This window comes from Spirilliplanes yamanashiensis, assembly GCF_016863475.1.
Classification (GTDB): domain Bacteria; phylum Actinomycetota; class Actinomycetes; order Mycobacteriales; family Micromonosporaceae; genus Spirilliplanes; species Spirilliplanes yamanashiensis.
Map to the genome: position 1 here is coordinate 158,832 of NZ_BOOY01000003.1, position 25,810 is coordinate 184,641.

A 25,810-nucleotide genomic window follows, 5' to 3' on the forward strand; every position below is an offset into this window, starting at 1 on the left:
GGAGAGCGCCCATGTCGTTCCTCGCCCGGCTCAGCCTCGCCAACCGCGTCCTGGTCGTCCTCGTCTCGCTGGTGATCACCGGCTTCGGCGTGTTCGCCGTGCCCGGGCTGAAGCAGCAGCTGTTCCCGTCCCTGGAGTTCCCCGCCGCCTTCATCGCGGCGCCCTACCAGGGCGCCTCGCCGGAGATCATCGAGCAGCAGGTGACCGCGCCCATCGAGGACGCGATCCGCGGCGTCGACGGCATCGAGGAGCTGACCTCGACGTCCACCGACGGCGTCGCCACGATCACCGCGATGTTCGAGTTCGGCACCGACATCGACGGCGCGGTCAACCAGCTCCAGACGGCCATCAACCGGATCCAGTCGCAGCTGCCCGACGACGTGGAGCCCACCGTCTTCGCGGGCGGCACCGACGACATCCCGGCCATCGTGCTGGCGGCGTCGGCCGGCGGCGACCAGCAGCAGCTCGCGCGGCGGCTGGAGGACGAGGTGCTGCCGCGGCTGCGCGCCATCGAGGGCGTCCGCGACGCCGCGGTGAGCGGCGCCCGCTCCGAGCAGATCGTCGTCACGCCCGACCCGGCGAAGCTGGCCGCGGCCGGCGTGCAGCCGCAGGCCATCGGCGCCGCGCTGCAGGCCAACGGCGTCAGCATCCCGGCCGGCTCGGTGACCGAGGGCCCGCGCTCGCTGACCGTGCAGGTCGGCACGCCCATCACCACCGTCGAGCAGCTCGGCGACGTCTACCTGCCGGGCCGCGCCGGGCCGGTGCAGCTCGACAGCGTCGCCACGGTCGCCGCCCAGGAGTCGCCGGCCACCTCGTACACCCGCACCAACGGCCAGGCCAGCCTGGGCCTGACGGTCACCGCCGCGCCCGACGGCAACGCCGTCACCATCTCCCACGAGGTGCGCGACCAGCTCGCCGAGCTGGAGACCGCCGCGGGCGCCGAGCTGACCGTCATCTCCGACCAGGCGCCGTTCGTCGAGCGCTCCATCGAGGCCCTCACCACCGAGGGCCTGCTCGGCCTCGTCATGGCCGTCATCGTCATCCTGGTCTTCCTGCTGTCGCTGCGCTCGACGCTGGTCACCGCCGTGAGCATCCCGCTGTCGGTCGTCGTCGCGCTGATCGCCCTGTACGTCGGCGACTACTCGCTCAACCTGCTCACCCTGGGCGCGCTGACCATCGCCGTCGGCCGGGTCGTCGACGACTCCATCGTCGTGCTGGAGAACATCAAACGGCACCTGGAGTACGGCGAGGAGCGCTCGGCCGCCATCCTCACCGCCGTCCGCGAGGTGGCCGGCGCCGTCACCGCGTCCACGCTCACCACCGTCGCCGTGTTCGCGCCGATCGCGCTCGTCGGCGGGTTCGTCGGCCAGCTGTTCTCGCCGTTCGCCATCACCGTCACCGTCGCGCTGCTCGCCTCGCTGCTGGTGTCGCTGACGGTCATCCCGGTGCTGGCGTACTGGTTCCTGCGGCCCAGCAACCCCGGCGCCGACGGCGAGACCGCCCGCCGGCTCGCCGAGGAGAAGGAGCTGCGCAGCCCGCTGCAGCGCGCGTACCTGCCGGTGATCCGGTTCGCCACCCAGCGCCGCGTCGCCACGCTGCTCATCGGCGTGCTGGTGCTTCTCGGCACGGGCGCGCTCGCCACCCGGCTGGAGACCAACTTCATCGACCAGTCCGGCCAGGACACGCTCAGCATCAGCCAGCAGATGCCGGTCGGCGCCAGCCTCGCCGTCACCGACGCGGCGGCCCGGCAGGTCGAACAGGTCGTCGCCGCGCGCCCCGACGTCGAGTCGTACCAGGTGACCGTCGGCAGCGGCGAGTTCAACCCGTTCGCCGGCGGCGGCGGCTCCAACTCCGCCACGTTCTCCATCGCGCTGCGCGACGGCGTGGACGCGCTCGTCGCCGAGCGCGAGCTGCGCACCCAGGTGGACGCCCTCGGCGACGCCGCCGGCGAGATCACGGTGGGCGCCGGCCAGGGCGGCGGCGGCTTCAACGCCAACCAGCTCGCCGTCGTGGTGCGCGCCGCCGACCCGGAGGTGCTGCGCTCGGCCACCGCCCAGGTGCGCGAGGCGATGACCGGGGTCGCCGACGTCACCGACGTGACCGACAACCTGGCCGCCAGCTCGCCCACGGTGCAGGTGCAGGTGGACCGCGCCGCGGCCGCCCGCGCCGGGCTCACCGAGGCGCAGATCGGCCAGACCGTGGCCGGGGCGTTCCGCGGCCAGCCGCTCGGCCGGCTGACCGGCGAGGACACCCGGCGTGACGTGATCCTGCGGCTGGGTCAGGCGCCCGCCGACGTCGCCGCCGTCCGGGCGCTGCCGCTGGCCGGCGGGGCCCGGCCGGTGACCGTGGACGACGTCGCCGACGTCACCGAGGTCAACGGCCCGGTCGAGATCACCCGGATCGACGGCGACCGCAGCGCCACCGTCACCGGAACGGCGACCGGCTCGAACGTCGGCGCCGCCACCCGGGAGCTGACCACGAAGCTGACCGCGCTGACCCTGCCGGCCGGCGCGTCGTACGAGATCGGCGGCGTCAGCGCCGAGCAGGCCGAGGCGTTCGGCGACCTGGGCATCGCGCTGCTGGCCGCCATCGCCATCGTCTTCATCATCATGGTGGCGACGTTCCACAGCTTCGCCCAGCCGCTGGTGCTGCTCGTGTCGATCCCGTTCGCGGCGACCGGCGCGATCGGCCTGCTGCTGGCCACCGGCACCGCGCTGGGCGTGCCCGCCCTGATCGGCATGCTGATGCTGGTCGGCATCGTGGTGACGAACGCGATCGTCCTCATGGACCTGATCAACCAGTACCGCAAGCAGGGCATGGGCGTCACGGAGGCGGTGGTCGAGGGCGGCCGGCGCCGGCTGCGGCCGATCCTCATGACGGCGGTGGCGACGATCTTCGCGCTGGTGCCGATGGCGCTGGGGCTGACCGGCGAGGGCGGGTTCATCTCGCAGCCGCTGGCGGTGGTCGTGATCGGCGGCCTGATCAGCTCGACGCTGCTGACCCTGGTGCTGGTCCCGACGCTGTACACGATGGTCGAGACCCGCAAGGACCGCAGCCGCGAGCGGCGCGCGGCCCGCCGCCTGCGCAAGGCGGGCGGGGCCCCCGCGGCAGCCACGGAGGCCACGGAGACAGCGGCGGAGGAGCCGGCGCCCGTCGCCGAGGACCCGACGCCGCCGAACGTGGCGGCGGGCGAGCCGGAGCCCGAGCCGAAGCCGGAGCCGGCGAGCAGGGCGCTGCGCGGCTACACCGACCAGTTCGAGGTGCTGCGCCTGCCGCGCAACAAGCCCAGCACCTCCTGACCCGGGTACTGTCCGCCAGGTGTGGTCGGTCCTCTCCCGTAACCGGGACTTCCGGCGGCTGTTCCTCGCGGAGCTGGTCGTCTTCGGGTCCGACTGGTTCGTGATGGTGCCGCTGCTGGTGCTGCTCCCCGAGCTCACCGGCAGCGGCGTCTGGGGCGCGCTCGTGCTCGCCGCGGACACCGGCATCATCGCGCTGCTGCTGCCGTACACGGGCACGGTCGCCGACCGGGTCGACCGCCGCCGGATCATGATGACCGCGAACCTGGCGGCGCTGGTCGCGGCGCTGCTGCTGTTCGCGGTGCGCAGCGAGGCCACCGCCTGGGTGGCGGTGGTGGCGATCGGGCTGATCGCCGTCGCGAAGGGGTTCTACTCGCCGGCGGCGTCGGCCGCGCTGCCCAACGTGGTCGACCCGGCCGACCTGGCCGCCGCCAACGCGGTCGCGGGCGCCGCCTGGGGCACGATGACGGTCGTCGGGGCGTCCCTGGGCGGGGTGCTGGCGAGCCTGGCCGGGCCGTACGTGAGCTTCGGCGTCGCGGCGGCGTGCCTGGCCGCGGCGGTGGCGGTGACCGCGGCGATCCGGCGGCCGCTGCAGGCGCCGGAGACCGTGGGCGCGCCGGTGCAGCACCCGTGGGCGGCCCTGGTGGAGGCGCTGCGCTACATCGCCGCCCGGCCCCGGGTGCTGGCGCTGGTCACGGTCAAGAGCGCGGTCGGCCTCGGCAACGGCGTGCTGACCGTCTTCCCGCTGCTGGCCACGATGTACGGGGCGGGCCCGATCGGCGCCGGCCTGCTCTTCGCGGTGCGCGGCGCGGGCACCCTCGCCGGGCCGCTGCTGATGCGCCGGGTGCTGCGGCACCGCTCGTGGCTGCTGCCGGGCCTGGCGGTGTCGATGGGCGTGTACGGGCTGGCGTACCTGGGCGTCTCGGTGACCCGGTGGTTCCCGCTGGTGCTGGTGCTGGTGTTCTGCGCGCACGTGGCGGGCGGCACGAACTGGACGCTGAGCGCGTACGCGCTGCAGGGCGAGGTGCCGGACCGGCTGCGCGGCCGGGTGTTCGCCACGGACATGATGCTGGCGACGCTGGCGATCTCCGTCAGCCAGCTCGCGGTGGCGGCGGTGGTGGACGTGGTGGACGAGCGCGCGATCCTGGCCGCCTGCGGGCTGGTCACGCTCACCTACGCGATCGGCTGGCGGATCGCGACGCGGCGGCTGTCGCTGACCGCCGAGGCGGCGGCTTGACGCTGAACGGTATCGTAGTGATATCACTTTGATACTGAGCCAAGGGGAGGCGGCCATGGAACGTCAGGTCTTCCGCACGTCCGGATTCGCGGCACTGGGGGTGCTCCTGCTGCTCACCGCCGGCGGCGTCCTGGGCGTCGTGGTCTCCGGCGGGGCGCCCGTCGTCGTCGGCGCGCTGGCCGCCGTCTGGGCCGCCGCCGCCCTCGCCGTGGCCACCGGCCTGGTCATCGTCAACCCGAACGAGGCGCAGGTCGTGCAGTTCTTCGGCCGCTACGTCGGGTCGATCCGCGAGCCCGGCTTCCACTGGACCGTCCCGCTCACCGACAAGCGCCGCGTCACCCTGCGCGTGCGCAACTTCGAGACCGACCGGCTCAAGGTCTCCGACGCCGACGGCAACCCCGTCGAGATCGCCGCCGTCGTCGTCTGGCGGGTCGTCGACACGGCCAAGGCGGTCTTCGCCGTCGACGACCACCTGGAGTACGTGGCCGTGCAGGCCGAGGCCGCCGTCCGGCACCTCGCCACCAGCTACCCGTACGACTCGCACGACCCGGAGCGCTACAGTCTGCGCGACTCCTCCGTGGTCAGCGACGAGCTCACCACCGAGCTGGCCGAGCGGGTCGCCCTGGCCGGCGTCGAGGTGCTCGAGTCGCGCACCACCCACCTCGCGTACGCGCCCGAGATCGCCCAGGCCATGCTCGCCCGGCAGCAGGCGTCCGCCATCGTCGGCGCCCGCTTCAAGATCGTCGAGGGGGCGGTGGGCATGGTCAGCGAGGCGCTGGAGAAGCTGCGCGCCGAGCACGTCGTCGAGCTGGACGAGGAGCGCAAGGCGCAGATGGTCTCCAACCTGCTCGTCGTGCTCTGCGGCGACCGCGCCGCCCAGCCGGTCGTGAACGCGGGCACGCTGTACTGAGGCCCCGACGTGCCGGAACGCAAGAAGCTGCTGCTGCGCCTGGACCCGCAGGTCTACGACGCGATCGCCCGCTGGGCGGCCGACGACCTGCGCAGCGTCAACGGCCAGATCGAGTACGCCCTGCGGGCCGCCCTGAAGGCCGCGGGACGGGCCACCCGCCCGCCCGCGGCCGACGCCCCCGGCGACGACGCCTAGGCTGGGCCACATGGTGATCTTCGTCGAGGAAACCGTGCGGGTGCGGGTGCCGGCCACCAGCGCCAACCTCGGCCCCGGGTTCGACGCCCTGGGCCTCGCGCTCACCCACCACGACACGCTGAGCGCCCGGGTCACCGCCGGCGGCTACGTCGTCCAGGTCGGCGGCGAGGGCGCGGGCGAGCTGCCCGGCGACGAGCAGCACCTGGTCGCACGGGCCATGCTCGCCACCTTCGACGCCCTCGGCGCCCGGCCGCCCGGCCTGCACGTCGAGTGCGTCAACCGGATCCCGCAGGCGCGCGGCATGGGCTCCTCGTCCGCCGCCATCGTCGGCGGGGTGCAGCTGGCCCGGGCGCTGGTGCGCGACTGCCCGCTCGACGACGCCGGCGCGCTGCGCATCGCCGCCGAGCTCGAGGGCCACCCCGACAACGTCGCCCCCTGCCTGCTGGGCGGCTTCACCATCGCCTGGACCGAGCCGTCGGGCGCCCGCGCCGTGCGGCTGGACGTCGCCGCCGGCGTCGAGCCCACCGTCTTCGTCCCCGCCGAGCGCGGCCTGACCTCCGTGGCGCGCGCGGCGCTGCCCGTGACCGTCCCGCACGGCGACGCCGCCGCCAACGCCGGCCGGGCCGCGCTGCTCGTGCACGCCCTGACGGCCGACCCGGCCCTGCTGCTGCCCGCCACCGAGGACCGGCTGCACCAGCCGTACCGGGCCGCCGGCATGCCCGCCACCGCCGCGCTGGTCGAGGTCCTGCGCCGCGCCGGCATCGCCGCCGTGGTCAGCGGGGCGGGCCCGACGGTGCTCGCCCTGAGCCCCGTACCAGCGGATTTCGACCCGGGAACAGGGTGGCGGCGACTGACGTTGGGTATCGACAGCACGGGCGCTTGCGTCGAAGGGTAGAGTGGGACACGCCGAGCGGGACCCTGTTGCCGCAGGTCGGAAGAGTTGACTACGCTCTGGACCAAGCACAGCCGCGAAGCAAGCGATCTCTGCGGTCACGGCGCACCCCGAAAGCTCTCGGCGGTCAGTCCGTCCCACCTCTGCTGAATGGCTCACGCCGCGCCCGCAGGTGTTCCAGATCGATGCACTCGCCGAGACCTGCCCGCTGAGGCAGCGGGTCGGGACACCGTCGAGCTGCCGTGCTGCATGTCTCCCCGCACCGCTGAGCAGCGAAGCGGGGTTCGAGGCCACCCGGCCACCGTTCGTCGACACCGGGCGACCTCGGCTCATCGAGGGAAGGAATCCATTGAGCGACACCACCGACGTGACGTCGGACGTTTCCGCCGTCGCTGAGGCCCCCACCGTCGCCGGCGCCGTGCGGCGCCGACGGGGCGGCACCGGCCTCGCCGCGATGCTGCTGCCGGAGCTGCAGAGCCTCGCCGCCTCCCTCGGCATCTCGGGCACGGCCCGGATGCGCAAGGGTGAGCTGATCTCCGCCATCACGGAGCGCCAGAACGGCGGCTCCGGGGGTGGTTCGGCGGCTCCGTCCCGGGCCGAGAGTCCTGCCGCGGCCCCGGCCGCCGCCGCGGCCCCGGCGGCCTCCGCTCCGGCTTCCGCGCCGGCCTCCGCCCCGGCTTCCGCGCCGGTCGAGGCCCCCGCGGCCGCGCCCGCCGGCCAGTCCGGCGGCCAGTCAGCCGGCCAGTCCGGCGAGCGGTCCGACGAGCGCCCCGAGCGCGCTGAGCGCCCCGAGCGCGGCGGTCGCGAGCGCAACCGGGAGAGCCGGCGCGAGCGCGCCGACAACGCCGCCCAGAACGGCGAGCAGCGCACCGAGCGGTCCGAGCGCCCCGAGCGCGGCGACCGGCAGGAGCGCGGCGACCGGCAGGAGCGCGGCGAGCGGTCCGACAACCGGGGCGGCCGCGACAACGACCGCGCCGACCGGGCCGACCGCAACGGCCAGGACAACAACCGTGGTGACAACCGCGGCGGCGACAACCGCGGCGGCCAGCACGACGACGAGGACGGCGACAACGAGGGCGGCGGCCGGCGGTCGCGGCGCAGCCGCTTCCGTGACCGCCGGCGCGGCCGCGACCGCGACGGCGACGCCCGCGACGACAACCGCGGCGGCGACAACCGCGACAACCGCGGCAACCGCGACGGCGGGGGCCGCGAGCCGCAGGTCAACGAGGACGAGGTCCTCGTGCCGGTGGCCGGCATCCTCGACGTGCTCGACAACTACGCGTTCGTCCGCACCACCGGTTACCTGTCCGGCCCGAACGACGTGTACGTCAGCATGTCGCAGGTCAAGAAGTACGGCCTGCGCCGCGGCGACGCGGTCACGGGCGCGGTGCGCTCCCGCGAGGCCGGCAGCGAGCGGGGCAACGATCGCAGCAGCGGCCGCGACAAGTACAACCCGCTCGTGCGGCTGGACACCATCAACGGCATGGAGCCCGACGAGGCCCGGCGGCGGCCGGAGTTCTACAAGCTCACGCCGCTGTACCCGCAGGAGCGGCTGCGCCTCGAGACCGAGCCGCACATCCTCACCACCCGGGTCATCGACCTCGTCATGCCGATCGGCAAGGGGCAGCGCGCGCTCATCGTGTCGCCGCCGAAGGCCGGCAAGACGATGGTCCTGCAGGCGCTCGCGAACGCGATCACCCGCAACAACCCCGAGTGCCACCTGATGGTCGTGCTGGTCGACGAGCGGCCCGAAGAGGTCACCGACATGCAGCGCTCGGTCAAGGGCGAGGTCGTCGCGGCCACGTTCGACCGGCCGCCGCAGGACCACACCACGGTCGCCGAGCTGGCGATCGAGCGGGCCAAGCGCCTCGTCGAGCTGGGCCACGACGTGGTCGTGCTGCTCGACTCGGTGACCCGGCTCGGCCGGTCGTACAACCTGGCGGCGCCGGCCTCCGGCCGCATCATGTCGGGTGGTATCGACTCGACGGCGCTGTACCCGCCGAAGCGCTTCCTGGGTGCGGCCCGCAACATCGAGAACGGCGGCTCGCTGACCATCCTGGCCACGGCGCTCGTCGAGACCGGCTCGATGATGGACACGGTCATCTTCGAGGAGTTCAAGGGCACCGGCAACGCCGAGCTGAAGCTGGACCGGAAGATCGCCGACCGCCGCACGTTCCCGGCGATCGACATCAACCCGTCCGGCACGCGCAAGGAGGAGGTGCTGCTGTCTCCCGAGGAGCTGGCCATCCTCCACAAGCTGCGCAAGGTGCTGCACTCGCTGGACTCCACGGCGGCGCTGGACCTGCTGCTCGACCGGCTCAAGCAGACCCGGACGAACATCGAGTTCCTCATGCAGATCGCGAAGTCGACGCCGGGCGAGTAGCCCCGTCACGCACGACATGCGGGTGGCCGTCCGGTGGGCGGCCACCCGTTTCGCATCCGTCCCGCTGTGCCCGTATCGCACACGCCGTCCGTCGCGTACCGTCGCGCTGTGAAACGGTCTCGTGACGAGCCGCGTCGATCGAGGAGGAGGCGGACGCATGCACGTGCCCGGATATCGGGACACTCCTACCGATGAGTGGGACCCGGCGGCGCCCGTGGATCCCGCCGAGGCGGACGACTTCCTGCGTGCGTGCTACGCCGAGAACCCGCGGCTCGGGCCCGTCGAACCCCGGCTCGCCATCGTCCGCGCCCAGATCGCCGCGACCGGCACGTACGTGCACACGCCCGAGGAACTCGGCCACGGCGCCAAGATGGCCTGGCGCAACTCCAGCCGGTGCATCGGCCGCCTCTACTGGCGCAGCCTCGTCGTGCTCGACCGCCGCCGCGCCCGCACCGCCGAGGAGATCTTCTCCCTGCTCGTGCGCCACCTCCAGGTCGCCGGCGGCGCCGCGCCCATGTCCCGCCTCGACGCCACCGCCGGCCCGCCCGTCGAGCGCCCGCCCGGCACCATCCGGCCCGTCATCAGCGTCTTCGCCCCCGCCGTGCCCGGCCGCCCGCACGCGAGCGTGTGGAACGACCAGCTCGTCCGGTACGCCGGCTACGTGACCGAGCAGGGCCGGCGCATCGGCGACCCCCGCAACCTCGCCTTCACCCGCGCCATGGAGGCGCTGGGCTGGAAGGGCAAGGGCGAGGCGTTCGACATCCTGCCGCTGGCCATCGAGACCCCGCACGAGGGCGTCCAGCTGTTCGACCTGCCGGAACGCGCCGTCCTCGAGGTGCCCGTCGCCCACCCCGAGTACGGCTGGTTCGCCGAGCTGGGCATCCGCTGGCACGCCGTGCCCGCCATCAGCAACATGCGGCTGTCCATCGGCGGCATCAACTACCCGCTCGCCCCGTTCAACGGCTGGTACATGGGCACCGAGATCGGCTCCCGCAACCTCGCCGACGCCGACCGCTACGACCTCGTGCCGCTCGTCGCCCGGCTCATGCGGCTCGACACCACCAGCGAGTCGACGCTGTGGCGCGACCGGGCCCTCGTCGAGATCAACCGGGCCGTGCTGTGGTCGTTCGAACGGGCCGGGGTCAAGATCAGCGACCACCACACCGAGTCGGCGCGGTTCATGGCCCACCTGCGCAACGAGGAGAAGGCCGGGCGCCAGGTGCCGGCCGACTGGAGCTGGATCGTGCCGCCGCTGTCCGGCGGCGCCACCCCCGTGTTCCACCGCTACTACCACGAGGCCGACCTCAAGCCGAACTTCTACCTCGACGCCCCGGCGCGCGCCCGGGCCGCCGGGTGCCCCGTCGCCCACTGATCAGGCGAACGTGTTCACCGCGAAGTCGTCGCGGTGCCGCCAGTCCGCGCGGGTGCGCACGTGCTGCGCCCGTACCCACTTGAGACACCGCCACGGGAACGCGGACCGCGCGATCGGCGCGGCCGTGCGCACGACGAAGCCCTCCGAGGTCTCCGCCGTGCGCGCGGCCGCCCACGCCGCGCGCGCCGCCGCCAGGTCCGGCCCGCGGTACAGCACCGGCACCAGCGGCAGCTCCAGCAGCGCCGCCCACTCCACCGTGGAGTCCCAGTCGAGCAGCGCCCCGGACGCGTCCCACACGCCGAACACCAGGTACACGCCGGGCAGCCGTTCGTAGGCGACCGACCGGCGCGCCCACATCGACTCGCCGCTGACCCGCCAGCCCGGCGGCAGCAGCGGCGCCACCCGCGCCCACTCCGCCTTCGCCCGCCGGTCCCAGGCGTGCGTGCCCGAGTCCAGCGAGCGGCCGTGCATGAGGTCACGGGTGAACGTCAGGTTCCCGCCGTCCATCTTCTCCGTCACCACCAGCTCGCCCGTCAGCTGCGACAGGTCGTGCTGCACGCGGTCGTCGGCGGTGGCCCCGGGGGAGTCCGGCAGGTGGAACGTCCGGGGGTACTTCACCTCAGAAGTCCCCCTCCGCCACCTGGAACACCGTCAGCCCCAGCTCCCGCCACATCCGCACGACCTGCATCCGGTCGTCGAACACGCCGACCACCCGGTAGCGGTCGCGGATCTCCGACTCGAAGATCTCCCGCTTGATGATCGAGTCCTTGCGGTTGTCGCCCTCCGGGCGCATGAACAGCGCCACGTACGGCACGCCGACGTGCAGCTCCAGCCACGCCTCGGTCTCCGGACGGCACACCGCGTCGCGGCCCGAGCAGAACACCACGGCGTACCCGGCCGCGTGCATCGCCCGCACCGCCGTGATGACCGCCGGGTTCGGCAGGTCGTCGCCGACCCGCCGCCAGTCGAACGGGCTGCGGCCGTTCATCAGCGCCACCGTGCCGTCGATGTCGACCAGCACCACCTCCTGGCCGTTCTCCGGCGCCGTGTACACCACCCCCGGTGCGCCCGGCTCGATGTACGGCACCGGCAGCGGCAGGTTCTTGCCCGCCAGGTACCGCTGGTGCATGCGCCGGATCGCGTCCTCGCCCACCCGGTCGTCCTCGGGGCGCACCGCGTCGCGGCGCAGGCACTCGTCGAGCGGCACGTCCGTGAAGTCGTGCACCTCGAACGACGCGTGGAACCGGGCCGCCAGCTCCGCCCAGTCGCGCACCGTGCGGCCGCGCAGGTTCGTGTCGTCCACGATCACGTCGGTCTTCGCGCGCAGCAGCGCCTCCACCGACGCCCGTTGCGCGGCCGTCACCTGCCCCTCCGCCCACTGCGTGAACAGGCGGCCGCCGTGCAGCATCCGCCGCAGGTCGTCCCGGTTGACCCGGACGACCCCCGGCTGCAGCTTGCGGGCGAACGTCGTCTTCCCGGAGGCCGGCAGCCCGCGGGTGATGAGCAGTCGTGTCACGGTGTGCTGATCCCATCTGCGTCCGGCCGCGCCTGCAGCCACAGGCCGGGCCGGTAGTCCTTGCCGTCGAGGCGCGCGAACAGCGGGCCCCGGTCGGGGTGCCTGACGGCCGCGGCCGCGAACTCCTTGCGGGTCCATCCTTCCGGCAGCCCCGCCACGATCGCCGCGAACGCCGCCTCCACCTGCGTGACGCGCTCGTCGACCCGCGCCGTCAGCTCCTCGGCGACGGCGCGCACCCAGACGTGGAACTCGTCCGGCAGCGGCTCGGTCAGCGCCGCCAGGTTCCCGCCGCCCGCTAGCACCTCCCACACCGTCCGCGACGTCAGCCCGGTGACGAGCCGGTGCAGCCGCACGTACTCCGCGTACTTGATCTTCACCCGCTCGTCGGTGGCCGGCACGTGCACCACCAGCCCCTCCTTGCCGTCGCGCGGCCCGGCGGCGAGCGCCTCGGCGAACGTCGCGTACGCGAAGCTCTCCACCACCGGCCCCGGCCAGTCCGGCACCCCCTCCGGGCCCGTGGTGCGCCCGGACGCGATGTCGACGGAGCCGAGCAGGATCAGATCGTCCAGCCCGCCGTAGTCGAGCACGATCCGGTTGCCCGGGTACACGATCTCGACCAGCACGGTCGTGCCCGGCGGCGGCGCCCAGCCGGCGTACCGCTCGCGCAGCAGCGCGGTGGCGTGCACGGCCTGCTCGGACGCGAACGACCCGCGGGTGGCGACGGCGAGCTGCTCGCCGTCGCGGAAGATCACACCGAGTGAACCGTCCGCTTTGTCCGTCACGACGACCTCAGTGTCCGGTGCGACGACCGGCGCCTCCGCCTGCCCGTGGCCGAAGAACTTCGGGTACGGGCGGGCAAGGACATCCCCGGTCGCCTCGTCGACGATCAGACCGCGGCAGGTGAGCGTCACCGGCGTCCAGGCGCCCGAGTACTGGCACGCCTCGGTGTAGTTGTAGATGACGTACGGACGCGCCGGGTGCCGCTGCACGCGGACATGCCCGGCCGCGACCGCTGCGTGCAGCGCGGCCTCGTCGACGATGTCGGTCAGCTGGGTCATGGCGGGTCCGTTCTCCGTGGGTCTTGGGTTGATCACGGTAGCGAGCGGTCACCCGTCCCCGCCTGCCATTTCAGCTGCCCGGGTAGGTGGCCACCGGCTTGCGGGCCGCGATGCCAGCGCGGCGGATCGTTCGCCAGCAGGGCCGCGTACCGGCGGAAGACCTGCCACTTCCGGCCGCGGAACAGATGCTCGTCGGCGTAGAGCCATGTCGCGGCCGCCCAGGCGTGCCGGCCGTTGTACCGGGCCTCCGCCAGCGCCACGCAACGCTCGATCCGGCGACGGCGGCCGGCTGCCGGAATCGTGCCCATGGCCCCGTCGATGAAGTCCGGAGTGCCGACCAGGGAGAGGTGGAGCATCGGGTTGCCCTGCGGCGTCGGATAGATGCCCACGCAGCCGTCCCCGTCGACGTAGCCGCGCAGGAACGGTCGTCGGCTGGCAGCGGGAAGGTCCGGCCAGCGGTACGACACGGTCTTGCGGGGAACGATCCCGTAGCGGTCCTCGAGGTCCCGCACCATCTCCGGGGAGTGGGCGGTGATCGCATGGCTCGGTCGGCCCGCCTGCGGCCGATGGACGCCCACCACGAGGTGATGGTTGGTCAGGGCCCGTGCCCGCTCGATCAGTGACCGACCATGGTCGCCGGATTGCGCGAGGTGCCATCGCTTGCGGTCCGTGCTGATGCAGCCGTCGGCGGCGAGGACGCCGGCGAGCCAGACTGCGTCGTCCCCACCTGCCGTGAAGAAGTCGTGCCGGAGCTGCCGGGTGGCGTCGGCGACCATGAACGTGCCATCAACGTTCCTACGTTGTTGCATTGACTCAATCTATCGGAGCTGCGGCGGGAATGGGAGCCGTGAGCGGGGCGTTGACGACCACGGACCCCGCCGTGTGCTCCTGATTTCAGGTGAAGGCAGGTGGCATGGCAGACTGGTCCATCGGCCAGCGGTTCCGGTTCACGTCCCTGCGCGGGCGACCCGGCGACCACCAGTGAGAGAAGGACCGAGAGCCATGAAGCCCGACATTCACCCGCAGTACGCCGCGACGACCGTCGTGTGTTCCTGCGGCAGCACGTTCGAGACCCGCAGCACCGCCAAGGGCGGCGAGATCCGCGTCGAGACCTGCAGCGCCTGCCACCCGTTCTACACGGGCAAGCAGCGTGTGCTGGACACCGCGGGCCGGGTCGCGAAGTTCCAGGCCAAGTACGCGAAGGTGCAGTCGGCCAAGAAGAAGTAGCTACCGCGACGGCGCCCGGTCCCACGAGAATGGGACCGGGCGCCGTTGTCATGCCAGGAGGCTTTCGTGAGCAATGAACGGCTGGCCGCGCTTCTCGACGAGTACGCGGACCTCGAGAAGCAGATGAGTGACCCGTCGATCCACTCCGACCAGGCCCGGGTGCGGCGGGTGGGGCGGCGGTTCGCGGAGCTGGCCGGAGTGCACAAGGCCCACGCCGACCTGGAGCAGGCCCGCGCCGATCTGGCCGCCGCGCGGGAGCTGGCCGACGAGGACCCGGCGTTCGCCGCCGAGGCGGAGGAGATCGCCGCGGCGCTGCCCGGGTTCGAGGGGCGGCTGGCCGAGATGCTGGCGCCGCGGGACCCGCACGACGCCAAGGACGTGATCGTCGAGATCAAGGCGGGCGAGGGCGGGCAGGAGTCGGCGCTGTTCGCGGGCGATCTGCTGCGCATGTACACGCGGTACGCGGAGAAGCACGGCTGGACCGTCGAGGTGATCGACGCGCAGGAGTCGGACCTGGGCGGCGTGAAGGACGTGTCGGTGGCGGTGAAGACCCGGGGCGTGCCCGAGGGCGGCAACGGGGTGTGGTCGCGGCTCAAGTGGGAGGGCGGGGTGCACCGGGTCCAGCGGGTGCCCGTCACCGAGTCGCAGGGGCGCATCCACACGTCCGCGGCGGGCGTGCTGGTGCTGCCGGAGGCGGAGGACGTCGACGTGCAGATCGACCCGAACGACCTGCGGATCGACGTGTTCCGCTCGTCGGGGCCGGGCGGGCAGTCGGTGAACACGACCGACTCGGCGGTGCGCATCACGCACCTGCCCACCGGCGTGGTGGTGTCCTGCCAGAACGAGAAGTCGCAGCTGCAGAACCGGGAGCAGGCCATGCGCATCCTGCGGGCCCGGCTGCTGGCGGTGGCGCAGGAGCAGGCCGACGCGGCCGCGTCCGACGCCCGCAAGTCGCAGGTGCGCACCGTCGACCGGTCCGAGCGGATCCGGACGTACAACTTCCCGCAGAACCGGATCACCGACCACCGGATCGGCTTCACCGCGTACAACCTGGACCTGGTGCTCGGCGGCGAGCTGGACGGCGTGCTGGACGCGCTGGCGGAGGCCGACCGGGCGGCGCGGCTGGCGGGCGAGTCGGAGCTCAGCCGACGCTGACGACGCGCAGGCCCCGGGCGGGCGACGGCGACGGGCACACCAGGTAGGTGCCGGAGGCCTTGCAGGCGTCGGCGTCGAAGCGGGGCAGCGAGCCGAGCACGTGCAGGCGGCCGGTCACCGGGTCGAGCTGGCTGACGGAGTCGTGGCCGCGGGGTTCGCGCACGGACCGCACGAACAGCAGCGGATCGCCGGACACCGGGGTGCCCACGTTCAGCGAGGCGACGAGGGCGCCGGTGGCGTCGTCGAGCACCGACCAGCTGTCGTTCTCGGCGCCGTCGCTGGCGAGCAGGCGCCCGGGCGCGACCGGGTCGGCGTGCAGCAGGAACGGCCGGCGCCAGCGGGGTTCGCCGGTGGCCCGGTCGTACGCGACGATCTGGGTGTCGTCGTTCATGCACAGCACGGCGCCGCAGGCGAACGGGCCGCCCGGCGGCACCCCGGCGCGGGTCCACAGCGGGCGCAGCGTGTCGACGTCGTAGGCGTGCAGCGTGATGCCGGCCGGCTCGTGCAGGGCGACGTGCAGGGCGTCGCCGTTCGCGTTGACCTCGGTGAAGCCGGTGTCCCGGGTCGACTGGGCGCGCCAGGCCACCCGCCCCTGGGTGACGACGGAGCCGTCGGCGAGGCTGAGCACGGTGATCGTGCCGTCGGACTGCACGGTGACGATGCGGGTGGCGCGGGCGTCGTCGCGGCGGCCGGGCAGCCCGGCGACCCGGTCGGCGGCGATGGTCCAGCCGTCGTCGGCGCGCACGGGCCGCTGCCACACGGCGGCCCCGTCGCTCAGCCGGACCGAGCGCAGGGCGGTGAGGGTGCCGTCGGCGTCGGAGTAGTCGGCGAGCACGACGGCGGGGCCGACGAGCGCGCCGAGCAGGCCGGGCTGCCGCCAGCGTTCGGCGCCGGTGGCGGTGTCGAGGGCGATGGTGACCCGGTCGCCGCCGGCCACCAGCACCACACCCGCCTCGGGGCGGGCGTTGACGCCGGCCGACGGCCACTCCAGCGGGACGGACCAGCGCCGCGCGCCGTCGGCGAGCCGGTACGCGGACAGCGTGGGCCGCTCGCCGCCGACCACCACGTAGGCGCTGTCCGCGGTGAGGTCGAACGTCCCGTTCTGCTGGTAGTCCAGCACGGCGACGGGCCGCAGCCGGGGCGGGGCGACCCGGGCGGACGCGCCGACGGTGAGCAGGCAGACGGCGGCGACCAGCGCCGCCAGGACCCGCCGGTCGGGCCGCAGCAGCGAGCGCCAGGTCGGCCGGGGGTACGCGTCGTCGTCCGGGGCGTCCCCGGCGAGCGTGCCGAGGTCGATCACCGGCTCCCGCGCGTCGACGCTCATGTCCGGCGACGTTACCCGCCGTGGTCAGCCGCGGCCCTCGACCCGGTGGACGGTGAGCATTCCCAGCACGGTCGGGCACACCAGGTACCGCCCGGTGGCGCGGCAGCTCTGCCACACCACGCCCGACACCGTGCCGAGGACGGCGGGCGGCCCGCCGGCGGTCAGCCGGGAGACGACGGTGCGGGCGCCCAGCACGAGCCGGCGCCCCGGCACCCGCTCGCGGCGCAGCACCAGCCAGTCGTCGCCGCGCACGAGGTTGACCGGCCCCAGCTCGGCGACGGTGCGCCCGGTGGCGGCGTCGATGAGGCCCAGGTCGGGGTCGTCGTCGGTGGCCGCGTTGCCGACGAGGTGGCCGGCGACCTGCTCGCCGGTCCACCGCCACTGCCGGTTGGTCCACCGCTCCGCGCCGGTGCGCGGGTCCAGCGTCCGGACGCTGCGGGCGTCGGTCAGGCACAGCAGCGGCCCGCACCGGTTGACGCCCTCGGTGTCGACGGGGCGGCGCCAGGCCAGGGCGAACGTGTCGGACAGGTACGTGGACACGGTGGTGGCCCCGAGCGCGTCGGTCTCGACCAGCATGAGCAGCCCGTCGTCGCTCTGCAGGCGCGCCCAGGCGCTGGGGTCCCCGGCGGGCACCTGCCGGTCCAGCCGCCCGCCGCGCAGCACGGCCCCGTCGGCGAGCCGCCGCACGGTCAGCGTGCCGTCGGCGGCCAGCAGGTACACCTCCCCGGCCCGCTCGTCCAGGGTGATCGAGCCGTCGGCCGGCAGCGCGAACTCCCAGCGCGCCGCCCCGGTGGCCGGGTCGGCGACGGCCATCCGGTCGCCCGTGCCGGCCAGGCGGGTGGTGAACAGCAGGTGCTCGCCGAGGTCCCCGGCGAAGCCGCCGGGGGCCCGCCAGCGCCGGGCGCCGGTGACCGCGTCGAAGGCGGTGGTGCGCTCGTCCGCGGTGGTGCCCAGGACCGCCCCGATCCGGGGCAGGAACTGCACGTCGAACGTGCCCGGGTCGACCGGCACCGTCCAGCGCAGGGTGCCGTCGTCCAGCCGGTACGCGCTCAGGGCGTCGGCGCCGGCGGCCAGCACGTACACCAGCTCGTCGCCGAGGGTGTGCGCCCGCACGCCGTCGATGGAGATGGCGGCGAGCTGGGCGACGCGCTCGCCCGGCGGCGGCGCGGAGCCGCCGAGCAGCACGGCGGCCAGGACGGCCAGCACGGCGGCGGCCGTGTTGCGCACGGTGCCCGGCAGCGCGTGCCGCAGCCCGGGCCCGGCCGGCGGCTCGTCGTCGCCCGTGGGCCCGAGCACGCCGAGGTCGATCACCGGCCCCGGCGCGTCTGCCCCCATGCCGGGCAGGCTACTCCCCGGCGGTGACCTGCCAGATGCTCAGCGTGGCGCCGACCGTGGGGCAGACGACGGTGTCGCCGTCCGCCCGGCAGTCGTCCCGCACGACGGACCCGGGCAGCCGGCCCAGGGGCTCGGCGCCGCCGCGGACCACCCGGCCCGGGAACCCGGCAGGGGTGCGGCCGGGGAGAGGTCGAGGTCGATGACCACGGCCCCGGACCCTACCGGCCCGCGGTGACCCGCCAGACCGCCAGCACGTCGTCGACGGTGGGGCAGACCAGGTACGCCCCGGCGCCCTCGCACGCCTCGCGGACCGTGCCGTCGAGCGTGCCGGCGGGGGTGGCGCGGCCGCCGGCGACGCGGACGACGACGGTGTCGCGCGGGTCGGCCCGGTCCTGGCGCACCAGCAGGTCGGGGGTGCCCCACGCGAACGTCCCGTCGCCCAGGTCGGCGACGGTGCGGCCGGTGGCGGCGTCGACCTGGCCCAGGTGCGGCAGCACGCGGTCGTCGTTCTGGACGGCGAGCAGCCCGCCGGTGGCCGCCAGGACGCCCGCCCACGCGTCGTTGACCCAGCGCCGCTCGCCGGTCGCCGGGTCGAGGCCGTCGAGCGAGCCGCCGCCGGCCAGGCACAGCACCGGGCCGCAGTCGTGCAGGGTGCGCTGCGCGGGGTCCTGCACCCGCCACAGCCGCTCCAGGGTGTCCAGCCGGTACGCCGCCACGGTGGTGCCGTACGCGTCGCTGTCAACGAGGTGCAGCCGGCCGCCGATGGTCAGGGTCTCCGCCGAGCCGAGCGGGTCGACGGCGCCGAAGCGCCGCTCCACCCGGCCGCGCACGGGCGGTTCGCCGGTGGGGCCGTCGAGGCGCCGGACGGTCGCCGCGCCGTCCTGGGCGAGCACGGCCAGCAGGCCGGGGCCGGCGAGCGCCAGCGTGTCCGTGCGCGCCACCGGGCCCGACCAGAGCAGCTCGCCGGTGCGGGCCCGGGCGACGCGCGCCTGTCCGGCGTCGCCCTCGGTGAGCAGCACCGTGCCGGCCCGCGTCCCGGCGACCGTCCCGGGCAGCTCCCACAGCTCGGCGCCGGTGGCCGGGTCGAGGGCGACCGTGGCGGCGCCGCCGGGGGCGCGGCCGAGCAGCACCCCGGCCGGGGCGTCCCAGCGCACGCCGGACGCGCCCAGCGCCACCGACCAGCGCCGCCGCCCGTCGGCCAGGCGGTACGCGCTCAGCGCCCCGGCCGTGGGCACGTACAGCAGCTCGCCGTCGGAGGAGTACGCGTACTGGTCGTCGAACGGCACGGTGGCCACCCGCCGCACGGGCCCGGCGTCCGGTGGCGCGGCGGCGGCGAGCAGCAGCAGCGCGGCGGCCACGGCGAGCACGGCTGCCGCCGCCCGGGAGCCGGGGGAGAGGCGGCGGGGCCCCGGCGCGGCGGCGGGCGCGGGGCCGGCGCCGGGCGTCCCCAGCTCGATCACCGGCGGTCCGCTCACGCGCGCAGACCGGCCCGGGGCAGCCGCCACACCGTCAGCGTCCCGTTGACCGTCGGGCAGACCAGGTGCGGGCCGTCGGCGTGGCAGTCGGTGAGCACCGCGGCGTCGAGCACCGCGAACGGGGCGGCCGCGCCGGACCGGCGCACGGCGCTGCGCACCGGGCGGGCGGGGTCGCGCACGACCCGGGCGTCCGGGTGGCCGCGGACCAGCACCGTGTCCGGGGTCAGCTCGGCGAGCACCCGCCCGGTGTGCGGGTCGACGAGGGTCCGCGCGCCGGCCTGCCGCGACGACTCGTCCGCGTCCTCGACGACCAGGGGGCCGGTCGTCGTCGGGTACGGCCACTGCCACCGCCGGTCGTGCCACAGCCGGGCGCCGGTGCGGGGGTCGAGCACGGCGAGGCCGCCGGGGCCGGGGACGCAGACGACGTCGGCGCAGCGGACCGCCGAGTCGCCCGCGCCGAACCGGGCCCGCCACGCCGGGCGCAGGGTGCCGACCGGGTAGCCGGTGACCGTGGTGGCGTCGCCCGCCTCGTCGACGACGACCAGCACCCCGGCCACCGCCTCGACCCGGAGGCCGGCGACCGGGCCCGGTGCGGCTTGCACCTCGGCGCGGCCCCGGCGGGTGACGGTGCCGTCGGCGAGGCTGCGCAGCGTCACGTCCCCGCCGGCCGCCACGACGGCGAGCAGCGTGCCGTCGTCGGCGACGGTGGCGGCGTCGCCGGGCGCCGCCGGGACGCGCAGCCGGATCGCGCCGGTGCGCGCGTCGACGCCGGTCAGCTCGTCGCCGCGGTCCCCGCCGAGCCGGTGCCGCAGCAGCACGGAACCGGTGCCGTAGGCGGCGGGACGGCCGTCGTGGCGCCACAGCCGCGCGCCGGTGAGCACGTCGTGGGCGACCGTGACAGCCGCGCCGGCGGCGTCGTCGCTGGTGTCGAGCAGCACCGCGCGGTCCGGGGTCAGCCACGGCAGCCCCTCCTGGGACACCCGGTCGGCGGTCCAGCGCGGTGCACCGTCGGCGACCGAGCGGCCGACCAGCCGGCCGCCCGCGGTGGTGACGATGACGCCCGCGCCGACCTCGTACCAGCCGTCGTCCGGCAGCGTCAGCTGCACCACCCGGGCGGCCGCCGCCGGCGGGGCCGGGGCGGCGAGCCCGAGCAGCAGGGCGGCCAGGACGGCGGGCACGGCCGCCCCGCGCCACCGCACCCGGGCCCGCGGCGGTGCGGTGTGCGTTTCGCCGGGCACGCCCAAATCGATCACGGTGCCGGTCACGCCGACATGGTGTCAGGCCGCCGCCCGGCGCGCCGATGCGGCCGCGAGAGCGCTGGTCAGGCCGCGGCCGGTGGCGGTGCCGTCGGCCCAGCCGACCGTCACGGCCACGGGGGTGCCGGGCGCGAGGGCGGCCCAGTCCTGACCGGCGACGGCGGTGCTGATGCGCCGGGACACCTCGGCCGCCTGGGCCGGTCCGGCGCCGGGCAGCACGACCACGAACTCGTCGCCGCCGTAGCGGGCCACCACGTCGCCGCGGCGCATCACCCGGTTGAGCACGGCGGCGAAGCGTTGCAGCACCAGGTCGCCGACGTGCCGGCCGTGCCGCTCGTTGACGGCGGCGAACCCGGCGATGTCGCACACGCCGATCGCGGCGCGCTCGCCGCGGGCCAGCATGGAACCGACCCAGCGCTCCAGGAACCGGCGGTTGGGCAGGCCGGTCAGCGGGTCGGTGAGCGCCTCGGAGCCGCCGCGGCGCTGGCCGTCGAGGTCGAGGCGGGTGGCGACGCCCTCCAGGTAGCCCTCGCGCAGCCGGTCGAAGCGGGCCGCGGCGAGCTGGAAGCACAGCCGGTCGGCGGCGTGCGCCTCGGCGTGCGCCCCGGCGGCGGCGTGCGCGACCGCGCGCAGCCGGGCCGGTTCGGCCGCGCCCAGCGTCTCGGGCGACGGGGTGACGGCGGCGAGCCGGGTGAGGGCGTCGGCGGGCCGGGCGGCGGCGACCGCCAGGCACACGGCCGTGAGCTGGTGCAGGTCGCGGGCGCGCATGCTGTCGCCGGTGCCGGCCGGCTCGCCGGACGCCGGGGCCGGGCCGTCGCCGAGGGCGGCGCGGCGGGCGGCCGCGTACCGGTACGCCGCCCGGCCGCCGGGCCGCACCAGGTGGCCGGTGCCCGCGCCGGCGAACCGGTCCGGCTCGGCCGTCAGGTCGCGCAGCGCCCGCAGGCAGCCGTCGGTGTCGCCGAGGTGGTCGAGGGCGACCGCGCCGCGCAGCCGGACGCCGGGCGCGGCCAGCGCCTCGGCGGGCACCCCGGCCGGCGGGCCGACCTGGCGGGCGTGTTCGAGCGCGGTCAGCGCGAAGCCGTGGAAGCCGAGGCAGGACGCCGCGACGGCGAGGTCGTGCCATGCCCAGGCCGTCTCGTCGCCGGGGGCGTCGACGCCGCCGAGCGCGCGCTCGGCGTGCACGAGGTGGGCCGCGCCGCGGTCGGGGGTGCCGGCCCGGTGCGCCACCACCGCGGCGTACGCGTGCAGGTGCCCGCGCAGGTACGGGTCGGGCAGGTCGTGCACGGCGGCCCAGGCGGCGTCGGCGGCGGCCGCGCACTCGGCGCCGCGGCCGAGGTTGAGCAGGGCGCCCAGCCGCTGCACGAGGGCGTCGGCGCGGGCCAGCGGCTCTCCGGCGGCGGCCAGGACGGCGTCGAGGACGCCGGCCGACTCGGCGGATCGGCCGTCGCGCTGGAGCTGGCGCGCGCGGCGCAGGTCGTCGGCGTGGTCTCCGGTCCGGTCGAGCCAGGGCATGGGACCTCCGCGGGGGCCGGTGCGTCCGGCAGCCATGATTATGCCGTGACAGGCGCTCCCGAACACCCCCTGGCGGGCACGGACCGGACACCGCTCGCTGCGGAACTGCGCGCGGCCACCTCGACGCTGGTCGATGCGCAGGTGGCGTCGCCGCGGGTGGACGCGGAGCTGCTGGCCGCCCACGTGCTCGGCGTCGGCCGGGGCCGGCTGGCGTTGATCGACACGATCCGCGCGGCGGAGGCCGGCCGGCTGCGCGCGCTCGTCGCGCGGCGGGCCGCCCGCGAGCCGCTGCAGCACGTGCTGGGCACGGCGGCGTTCCGGCACCTGGAGCTGGCGGTCGGCCCGGGCGTCTTCGTGCCGCGGCCGGAGACGGAGCTGCTGGCGGGGTGGGGCATCGAGCACACCGCGCCGGGCGCGACCGTCGTCGACCTGTGCAGCGGCACCGGCGCGATCGCGCTGGCCGTGGCCACGGAGGCGCGGCCGGGCCGGGTGGTCGCCGTGGAGCGCTCGCCGGAGGCGCTGGCCTGGCTGCGGCGCAACGTGGACGGCCGGGCCGAGGTGGTGGCGGGCGACGTGACGGACCCGGACCTGCTGGCCGGGCTGACCGGCGCGGTGGACGTGGTGCTGTGCAATCCGCCGTACGTGCCGGCCGGCACGCCGGTGCCGCCGGAGGTGTCCGGGCACGACCCGGCGGCGGCCGTGTTCGGCGGGCCCGATGGGCTGGACGTGGTGCGCCCGGTGGTCGCGCTCGCCGCCCGGCTGCTGCGCCCCGGCGGGGTCGTCGGCATCGAGCACGACGACACCCAGGGCGACGCCGTGCCCGCGCTGCTGCGCGCCGACGGCCGGTTCGGCGAGGTGGCGGCGCACCGCGACCTGGCGGGCCGCCCACGCTGGGCGACCGCGCGGCGCGCCTGACCGGCGAGCGTGGCAGACTTCACCCGTGATGCTCTACGACTGCCGGTCCCTCGCCGACCGGGACCGAGGCATCGCCGCGGCCGTCGAGGCGGTCAAGAGCGGCGAGCTGGTCGTGCTCCCCACCGACACGGTGTACGGCATCGGCGCCGACGCCTTCACGCCGTACGCGGTGAAGGCCCTGCTGGACGCCAAGGGCCGCGGCCGCCAGATGCCCCCGCCGGTGCTCGTCGGCTCCCGGCACACGCTCGACGGCCTGGTGTTCAGCCTGCCGAAGAACGCGCGCGAGCTGGCCGACGCGTTCTGGCCCGGCGCGCTGACCATCGTGGTCGAGCACGCGCCGAGCCTGCAGTGGGACCTGGGCGACACCGGCGGCACCGTCGCGGTGCGCATGCCGCTGCACCCGGTGGCGCTCGAGGTGCTGCGCGAGACGGGCCCGATGGCGGTGTCCTCGGCGAACAAGACGGGGCAGCCGCCGGCCACCACCGCGCAGGAGGCCCAGGACCAGCTCGACTACTCGGTGCGCGTCTACCTGGAGGCCGGGCCGTGCCCGGACCCGGTGCCGAGCACCATCGTGGACGTGACCGGCGACCAGCCGCGGGTGCTGCGCGACGGCGCCATCCCGTTCGAGAAGCTGCGCGAGGTCGTTCCCGACCTGATCCCGGCGGGAGGCTGACCGTGCCGCCGTTCACCGTCCTGCACGTCTGCATGGGCAACATCTGCCGGTCGCCGATGGCCGAGCGGATGCTGGCCAAGGCGGTGCGGGACCGGGCGGCGGCCCTGGTGCCGGCCGGCGGCAGCGGCGGCGGCGAGCTGGTGCGCAGCGTCAGCGCGGGCACCGGCGGGTGGCACGCCGGCGAGCAGATGAACCCGCCGGCCGCCCGCCAGCTGGCCGCCCGGGGCTGCGACGACGCGGACTTCGCGGCCCGCAAGCTGACCGGCGAGCAGATCGACGGCGCCGACCTGGTCCTGACGGCCACCGCCGACCAGCACGACTACGTGGTGGCGCTGCGGCCCGACGCGGCCGGGCGCACGTTCGTGCTCGGCGAGTTCGGCCGGCTGCTCGCCCAGGTCGACACCGCCGGGCTGCCCCCGGCGTCGGCCGACGCCGACGCCGTCCACGCGCGCGGCGTCGCGCTGGTCGAGGCCGCCGAGCGGGCCCGGGCGGGCGCGGAGCCGCTGCCCGGCGACGACCTGGACGACCCGTGGGGACGCGGCGACCAGACGTTCACCCGGATCGGCGACGAGATCCAGCAGACGGTGGAACCGCTGGTGGCCGCGCTGCTGCCGTAGCGGCCTCGGCGCCCCGGGCGATGTTGCGGGCCATGCCCGCGAAGACCACCCCGTGGAACGGCACGATCGCCTTCCAGTAGGCGTGCCCCGCCAGCCCGCGCGGCAGGAACACGGCCCGCTGGCGGTAGACGCTGCGGCCCTCGCCGGCCGGCTCGGCGCGCATCTCCAGCCAGGCCCGCCCGGGCACCCGCATCTCGGCGCGCAGCCGCAGCAGCCGCCCCGGCTCGATCTCCTCGACCCGCCACCAGTCCAGCGCCTCGCCGACCAGCAGGCGGTGCGGGTCGCGGCGGCCGCGGCGCAGCCCGACGCCGCCGACCAGCCGGTCCAGCCAGCCGCGCACGGACCAGGCCAGCGGGAACGAGTACCAGCCGTGGTCGCCGCCGACGCCCTCGATGACCTTCCACAGCTCGCCCGCGGGCGCGGCGACCTCGCGGCAGCGCACGTCGGTGTAGCTGCTGCCGCCGGACCACTCGGGGTCGGACGGCAGCGGCTCGGCCGACGACACGTCGGTGCCGAGCGCCGTCGACCAGCGCGTCTCCACCTCCGAGTCGCGGATCTTGCCCAGCGCCCGCCGGACCGCCTCGTCGAAGCCGAGCGGCTCGAACGGCACCAGCTCGCGGATGTCGTGCTCGCGGGCGACGGCCTCGTGCACCAGGCTGGCGACCAGCGGCCGGGCGATGGCGTTGGGCACCGGGGTGACCACGCCGACCCAGTGCGCCGACAGCCCGGGCGACAGCGGCCGGACCGGCAGGATGACGCGCGGGCGCAGGCCGGCCACCCGGGCGTACCGGCGCATCATGTCGCCGTAGGTCAGCACGTCGGCGCCGCCGACGTCGAAGGCCCGGTTGACCGTGCCGGGCAGCGCGGCGGCCTCGATGAGGTAGCGCAGCACGTCGCGCACGGCGATCGGCTGGATGCGGTTGGACACCCAGCGCGGGGTGATCATGACCGGCAGCCGCTCGGTGAGGTGGCGCAGCATCTCGAACGACGCGGAGCCGGAGCCGATGATGACGGCGGCCCGCAGCACGATCGTCGGCACCCCGCTGTCGAGCAGGATGCGGGCGACCTCCTCGCGGGAGCGCAGGTGCGGCGAGGCCTCCTCGCCGGGCGGCGGCTCGGGGCCGCCCAGGTAGACGATCCGGCGCACGCCCGCGGCGCGCGCCGCCTCGGCGAACGTCGCGGCGGCGGCCCGGTCGCGCGCCTCGAAGTCGCGCCGGCCCAGCGAGTGCACCAGGTAGTAGGCGACGTCGACGCCGTCGAGGACGCCGCGCAGCGACGCGGGGTCGCCCAGGTCGCCCTCGGCGATCTCGACGCGGTCCGCCCAGGGGACGTCGCGCAGCCGCCCGGCGGTGCGGGTGAGGCAGCGGACGTCGTGACCGGCTTCGACCAGCCGGGGCACGAGCCGGCCGCCGATGTACCCGGTGGCGCCGGTGACCAGAGAACGCATATCTGTCTCCTTGCC

Annotated in this window: 22 protein-coding genes and 1 pseudogene; 12 read left to right on the forward strand and 11 right to left on the reverse strand. The window is 75.4% G+C overall.

The features are described from left to right. The first annotated feature begins 11 nt into the window (after positions 1–11). The 7 genes and pseudogenes from Sya03_RS02945 (at position 12) to Sya03_RS02975 (ending at position 10,285) form a co-directional block, all read left to right on the forward strand. Positions 12–3,299: an efflux RND transporter permease subunit gene (locus tag Sya03_RS02945; RefSeq protein ID WP_203936566.1), complete on the forward strand. Its 3,288-nt coding sequence runs from the start codon at positions 12–14 to the stop codon at positions 3,297–3,299. Positions 3,300–3,318: 19 nt separating this feature from the next. Continuing rightward, entirely contained in the window at positions 3,319–4,533 is a 1,215-nt protein-coding gene (locus tag Sya03_RS02950; protein ID WP_203936567.1) for an MFS transporter, read from the forward strand. Positions 4,534–4,588: 55 nt separating this feature from the next. Continuing rightward, positions 4,589–5,443: an SPFH domain-containing protein gene (locus Sya03_RS02955; protein ID WP_203936568.1), complete on the forward strand. Its 855-nt coding sequence runs from the start codon at positions 4,589–4,591 to the stop codon at positions 5,441–5,443. Positions 5,444–5,452: 9 nt separating this feature from the next. After that, positions 5,453–5,638: a type II toxin-antitoxin system antitoxin gene (locus tag Sya03_RS02960; RefSeq protein ID WP_203936569.1), complete on the forward strand. Its 186-nt coding sequence runs from the start codon at positions 5,453–5,455 to the stop codon at positions 5,636–5,638. Positions 5,639–5,648: 10 nt separating this feature from the next. Continuing rightward, positions 5,649–6,582: pseudogene (thrB, locus tag Sya03_RS02965) on the forward strand (homoserine kinase). Between the two features lie 297 nt (positions 6,583–6,879). Beyond that, complete coding sequence (rho, locus tag Sya03_RS02970; RefSeq protein ID WP_203936571.1) at positions 6,880–8,913, forward strand: transcription termination factor Rho; 2,034 nt, start codon at positions 6,880–6,882, stop codon at positions 8,911–8,913. A 157-nt stretch (positions 8,914–9,070) separates the two neighbouring features. Further along, positions 9,071–10,285, forward strand: a complete 1,215-nt coding sequence (locus Sya03_RS02975; RefSeq protein ID WP_203936572.1) for a nitric oxide synthase oxygenase — start codon at positions 9,071–9,073, stop codon at positions 10,283–10,285. Here the strand turns inward: Sya03_RS02975 and Sya03_RS02980 are convergent, their stop codons facing one another. Genes Sya03_RS02980 through Sya03_RS02995 form a run of 4 tightly spaced genes read right to left on the reverse strand, consistent with a single transcriptional unit; the run spans position 10,286 to position 13,668 of the window. Next, positions 10,286–10,903, reverse strand: a complete 618-nt coding sequence (locus Sya03_RS02980) for an RNA ligase family protein (protein WP_203936573.1) — start codon at positions 10,901–10,903, stop codon at positions 10,286–10,288. Between the two features lies 1 nt (position 10,904). Further along, positions 10,905–11,801, reverse strand: a complete 897-nt coding sequence (locus Sya03_RS02985) for a phosphatase domain-containing protein (protein ID WP_203936574.1) — start codon at positions 11,799–11,801, stop codon at positions 10,905–10,907. Further along, positions 11,798–12,859: an RNA ligase gene (locus tag Sya03_RS02990; protein WP_203936575.1), complete on the reverse strand. Its 1,062-nt coding sequence runs from the start codon at positions 12,857–12,859 to the stop codon at positions 11,798–11,800. Before Sya03_RS02990 ends, Sya03_RS02985 begins: the two co-directional genes overlap by 4 nt. A gap of 32 nt (positions 12,860–12,891) precedes the next feature. Then, complete coding sequence (locus Sya03_RS02995; RefSeq protein ID WP_203936576.1) at positions 12,892–13,668, reverse strand: hypothetical protein; 777 nt, start codon at positions 13,666–13,668, stop codon at positions 12,892–12,894. Between the two features lie 193 nt (positions 13,669–13,861). Here Sya03_RS02995 and rpmE point away from each other — a divergent pair, with 193 nt between their 5' ends. Together rpmE and prfA are read left to right on the forward strand one after the other, a co-directional pair. Continuing rightward, a complete protein-coding gene (gene rpmE / locus Sya03_RS03000; protein WP_203936577.1) occupies positions 13,862–14,086 on the forward strand; it encodes a 50S ribosomal protein L31 in 225 nt (74 codons plus the stop codon). Between the two features lie 66 nt (positions 14,087–14,152). After that, complete coding sequence (gene prfA, locus Sya03_RS03005; RefSeq protein WP_203936578.1) at positions 14,153–15,241, forward strand: peptide chain release factor 1; 1,089 nt, start codon at positions 14,153–14,155, stop codon at positions 15,239–15,241. On the opposite strand, the gene Sya03_RS03010 is transcribed toward prfA, so the two are convergent. The 6 genes from Sya03_RS03010 to Sya03_RS03035 form a co-directional block, all read right to left on the reverse strand. After that, positions 15,228–16,565: an outer membrane protein assembly factor BamB family protein gene (locus Sya03_RS03010; protein WP_203936579.1), complete on the reverse strand. Its 1,338-nt coding sequence runs from the start codon at positions 16,563–16,565 to the stop codon at positions 15,228–15,230. The two genes, prfA and Sya03_RS03010, sit on opposite strands and share 14 nt — an antisense overlap. Positions 16,566–16,589: 24 nt before the next feature. Next, positions 16,590–17,900, reverse strand: a complete 1,311-nt coding sequence (locus Sya03_RS03015) for an outer membrane protein assembly factor BamB family protein (protein ID WP_203936580.1) — start codon at positions 17,898–17,900, stop codon at positions 16,590–16,592. A 10-nt stretch (positions 17,901–17,910) separates the two neighbouring features. Continuing rightward, positions 17,911–18,051 carry a hypothetical protein gene (locus Sya03_RS03020; RefSeq protein WP_203936581.1) on the reverse strand — a complete coding sequence of 47 codons (141 nt, stop codon included), beginning with the start codon at positions 18,049–18,051 and terminating at the stop codon, positions 17,911–17,913. 67 nt (positions 18,052–18,118) lie between these two features. Continuing rightward, on the reverse strand, positions 18,119–19,375 hold the full coding sequence (locus tag Sya03_RS03025) for an outer membrane protein assembly factor BamB family protein (RefSeq protein WP_203936582.1): 1,257 nt from the start codon (positions 19,373–19,375) through the stop codon (positions 18,119–18,121). Beyond that, a complete protein-coding gene (locus Sya03_RS03030) occupies positions 19,372–20,640 on the reverse strand; it encodes a PQQ-binding-like beta-propeller repeat protein (RefSeq protein ID WP_203936583.1) in 1,269 nt (422 codons plus the stop codon). The genes Sya03_RS03025 and Sya03_RS03030 overlap by 4 nt, the downstream gene beginning before the upstream one ends. Before the next feature lie 12 nt (positions 20,641–20,652). After that, positions 20,653–22,143 (reverse strand): GGDEF domain-containing protein, encoded by a 1,491-nt coding sequence (locus Sya03_RS03035; protein ID WP_203936584.1) that lies wholly within the window; start codon positions 22,141–22,143, stop codon positions 20,653–20,655. Positions 22,144–22,188: 45 nt separating this feature from the next. On the opposite strand from Sya03_RS03035, the gene prmC reads away from it, so the two are divergent. Genes prmC through Sya03_RS03050 form a run of 3 tightly spaced genes read left to right on the forward strand, consistent with a single transcriptional unit; the run spans position 22,189 to position 24,348 of the window. Continuing rightward, on the forward strand, positions 22,189–23,058 hold the full coding sequence (gene prmC, locus Sya03_RS03040) for a peptide chain release factor N(5)-glutamine methyltransferase (protein ID WP_203936585.1): 870 nt from the start codon (positions 22,189–22,191) through the stop codon (positions 23,056–23,058). A gap of 28 nt (positions 23,059–23,086) precedes the next feature. Then, the gene (locus Sya03_RS03045) at positions 23,087–23,731 is read left to right on the forward strand and encodes an L-threonylcarbamoyladenylate synthase (RefSeq protein WP_203936688.1); all 645 of its coding nucleotides are present in this window, start codon (positions 23,087–23,089) and stop codon (positions 23,729–23,731) included. Positions 23,732–23,733: 2 nt separating this feature from the next. Then, a complete protein-coding gene (locus Sya03_RS03050) occupies positions 23,734–24,348 on the forward strand; it encodes an arsenate reductase/protein-tyrosine-phosphatase family protein (RefSeq protein ID WP_275411424.1) in 615 nt (204 codons plus the stop codon). On the opposite strand, the gene Sya03_RS03055 is transcribed toward Sya03_RS03050, so the two are convergent. After that, positions 24,284–25,795 carry an SDR family oxidoreductase gene (locus Sya03_RS03055; RefSeq protein ID WP_203936586.1) on the reverse strand — a complete coding sequence of 504 codons (1,512 nt, stop codon included), beginning with the start codon at positions 25,793–25,795 and terminating at the stop codon, positions 24,284–24,286. The two genes, Sya03_RS03050 and Sya03_RS03055, sit on opposite strands and share 65 nt — an antisense overlap. Positions 25,796–25,810 lie beyond the last annotated feature (15 nt).

Coding starts and splice junctions, on each gene's coding strand:
- Sya03_RS02945 (WP_203936566.1), top strand. CDS start 12: ATGTCGTTCCTCGCCCGGCTCAGCCTCGCCAACCGCGTCCTGGTCGTC.
- Sya03_RS02955 (WP_203936568.1), top strand. CDS start 4,589: ATGGAACGTCAGGTCTTCCGCACGTCCGGATTCGCGGCACTGGGGGTG.
- Sya03_RS03035 (WP_203936584.1), bottom strand. CDS start 22,143: ATGCCCTGGCTCGACCGGACCGGAGACCACGCCGACGACCTGCGCCGC.
- Sya03_RS02975 (WP_203936572.1), top strand. CDS start 9,071: ATGCACGTGCCCGGATATCGGGACACTCCTACCGATGAGTGGGACCCG.
- Sya03_RS02995 (WP_203936576.1), bottom strand. CDS start 13,668: ATGCAACAACGTAGGAACGTTGATGGCACGTTCATGGTCGCCGACGCC.
- rpmE (WP_203936577.1), top strand. CDS start 13,862: ATGAAGCCCGACATTCACCCGCAGTACGCCGCGACGACCGTCGTGTGT.
- Sya03_RS03045 (WP_203936688.1), top strand. CDS start 23,087: ATGCTCTACGACTGCCGGTCCCTCGCCGACCGGGACCGAGGCATCGCC.
- Sya03_RS03015 (WP_203936580.1), bottom strand. CDS start 17,900: ATGGGGGCAGACGCGCCGGGGCCGGTGATCGACCTCGGCGTGCTCGGG.
- Sya03_RS03055 (WP_203936586.1), bottom strand. CDS start 25,795: ATGCGTTCTCTGGTCACCGGCGCCACCGGGTACATCGGCGGCCGGCTC.
- Sya03_RS02990 (WP_203936575.1), bottom strand. CDS start 12,859: ATGACCCAGCTGACCGACATCGTCGACGAGGCCGCGCTGCACGCAGCG.
- Sya03_RS03010 (WP_203936579.1), bottom strand. CDS start 16,565: ATGAGCGTCGACGCGCGGGAGCCGGTGATCGACCTCGGCACGCTCGCC.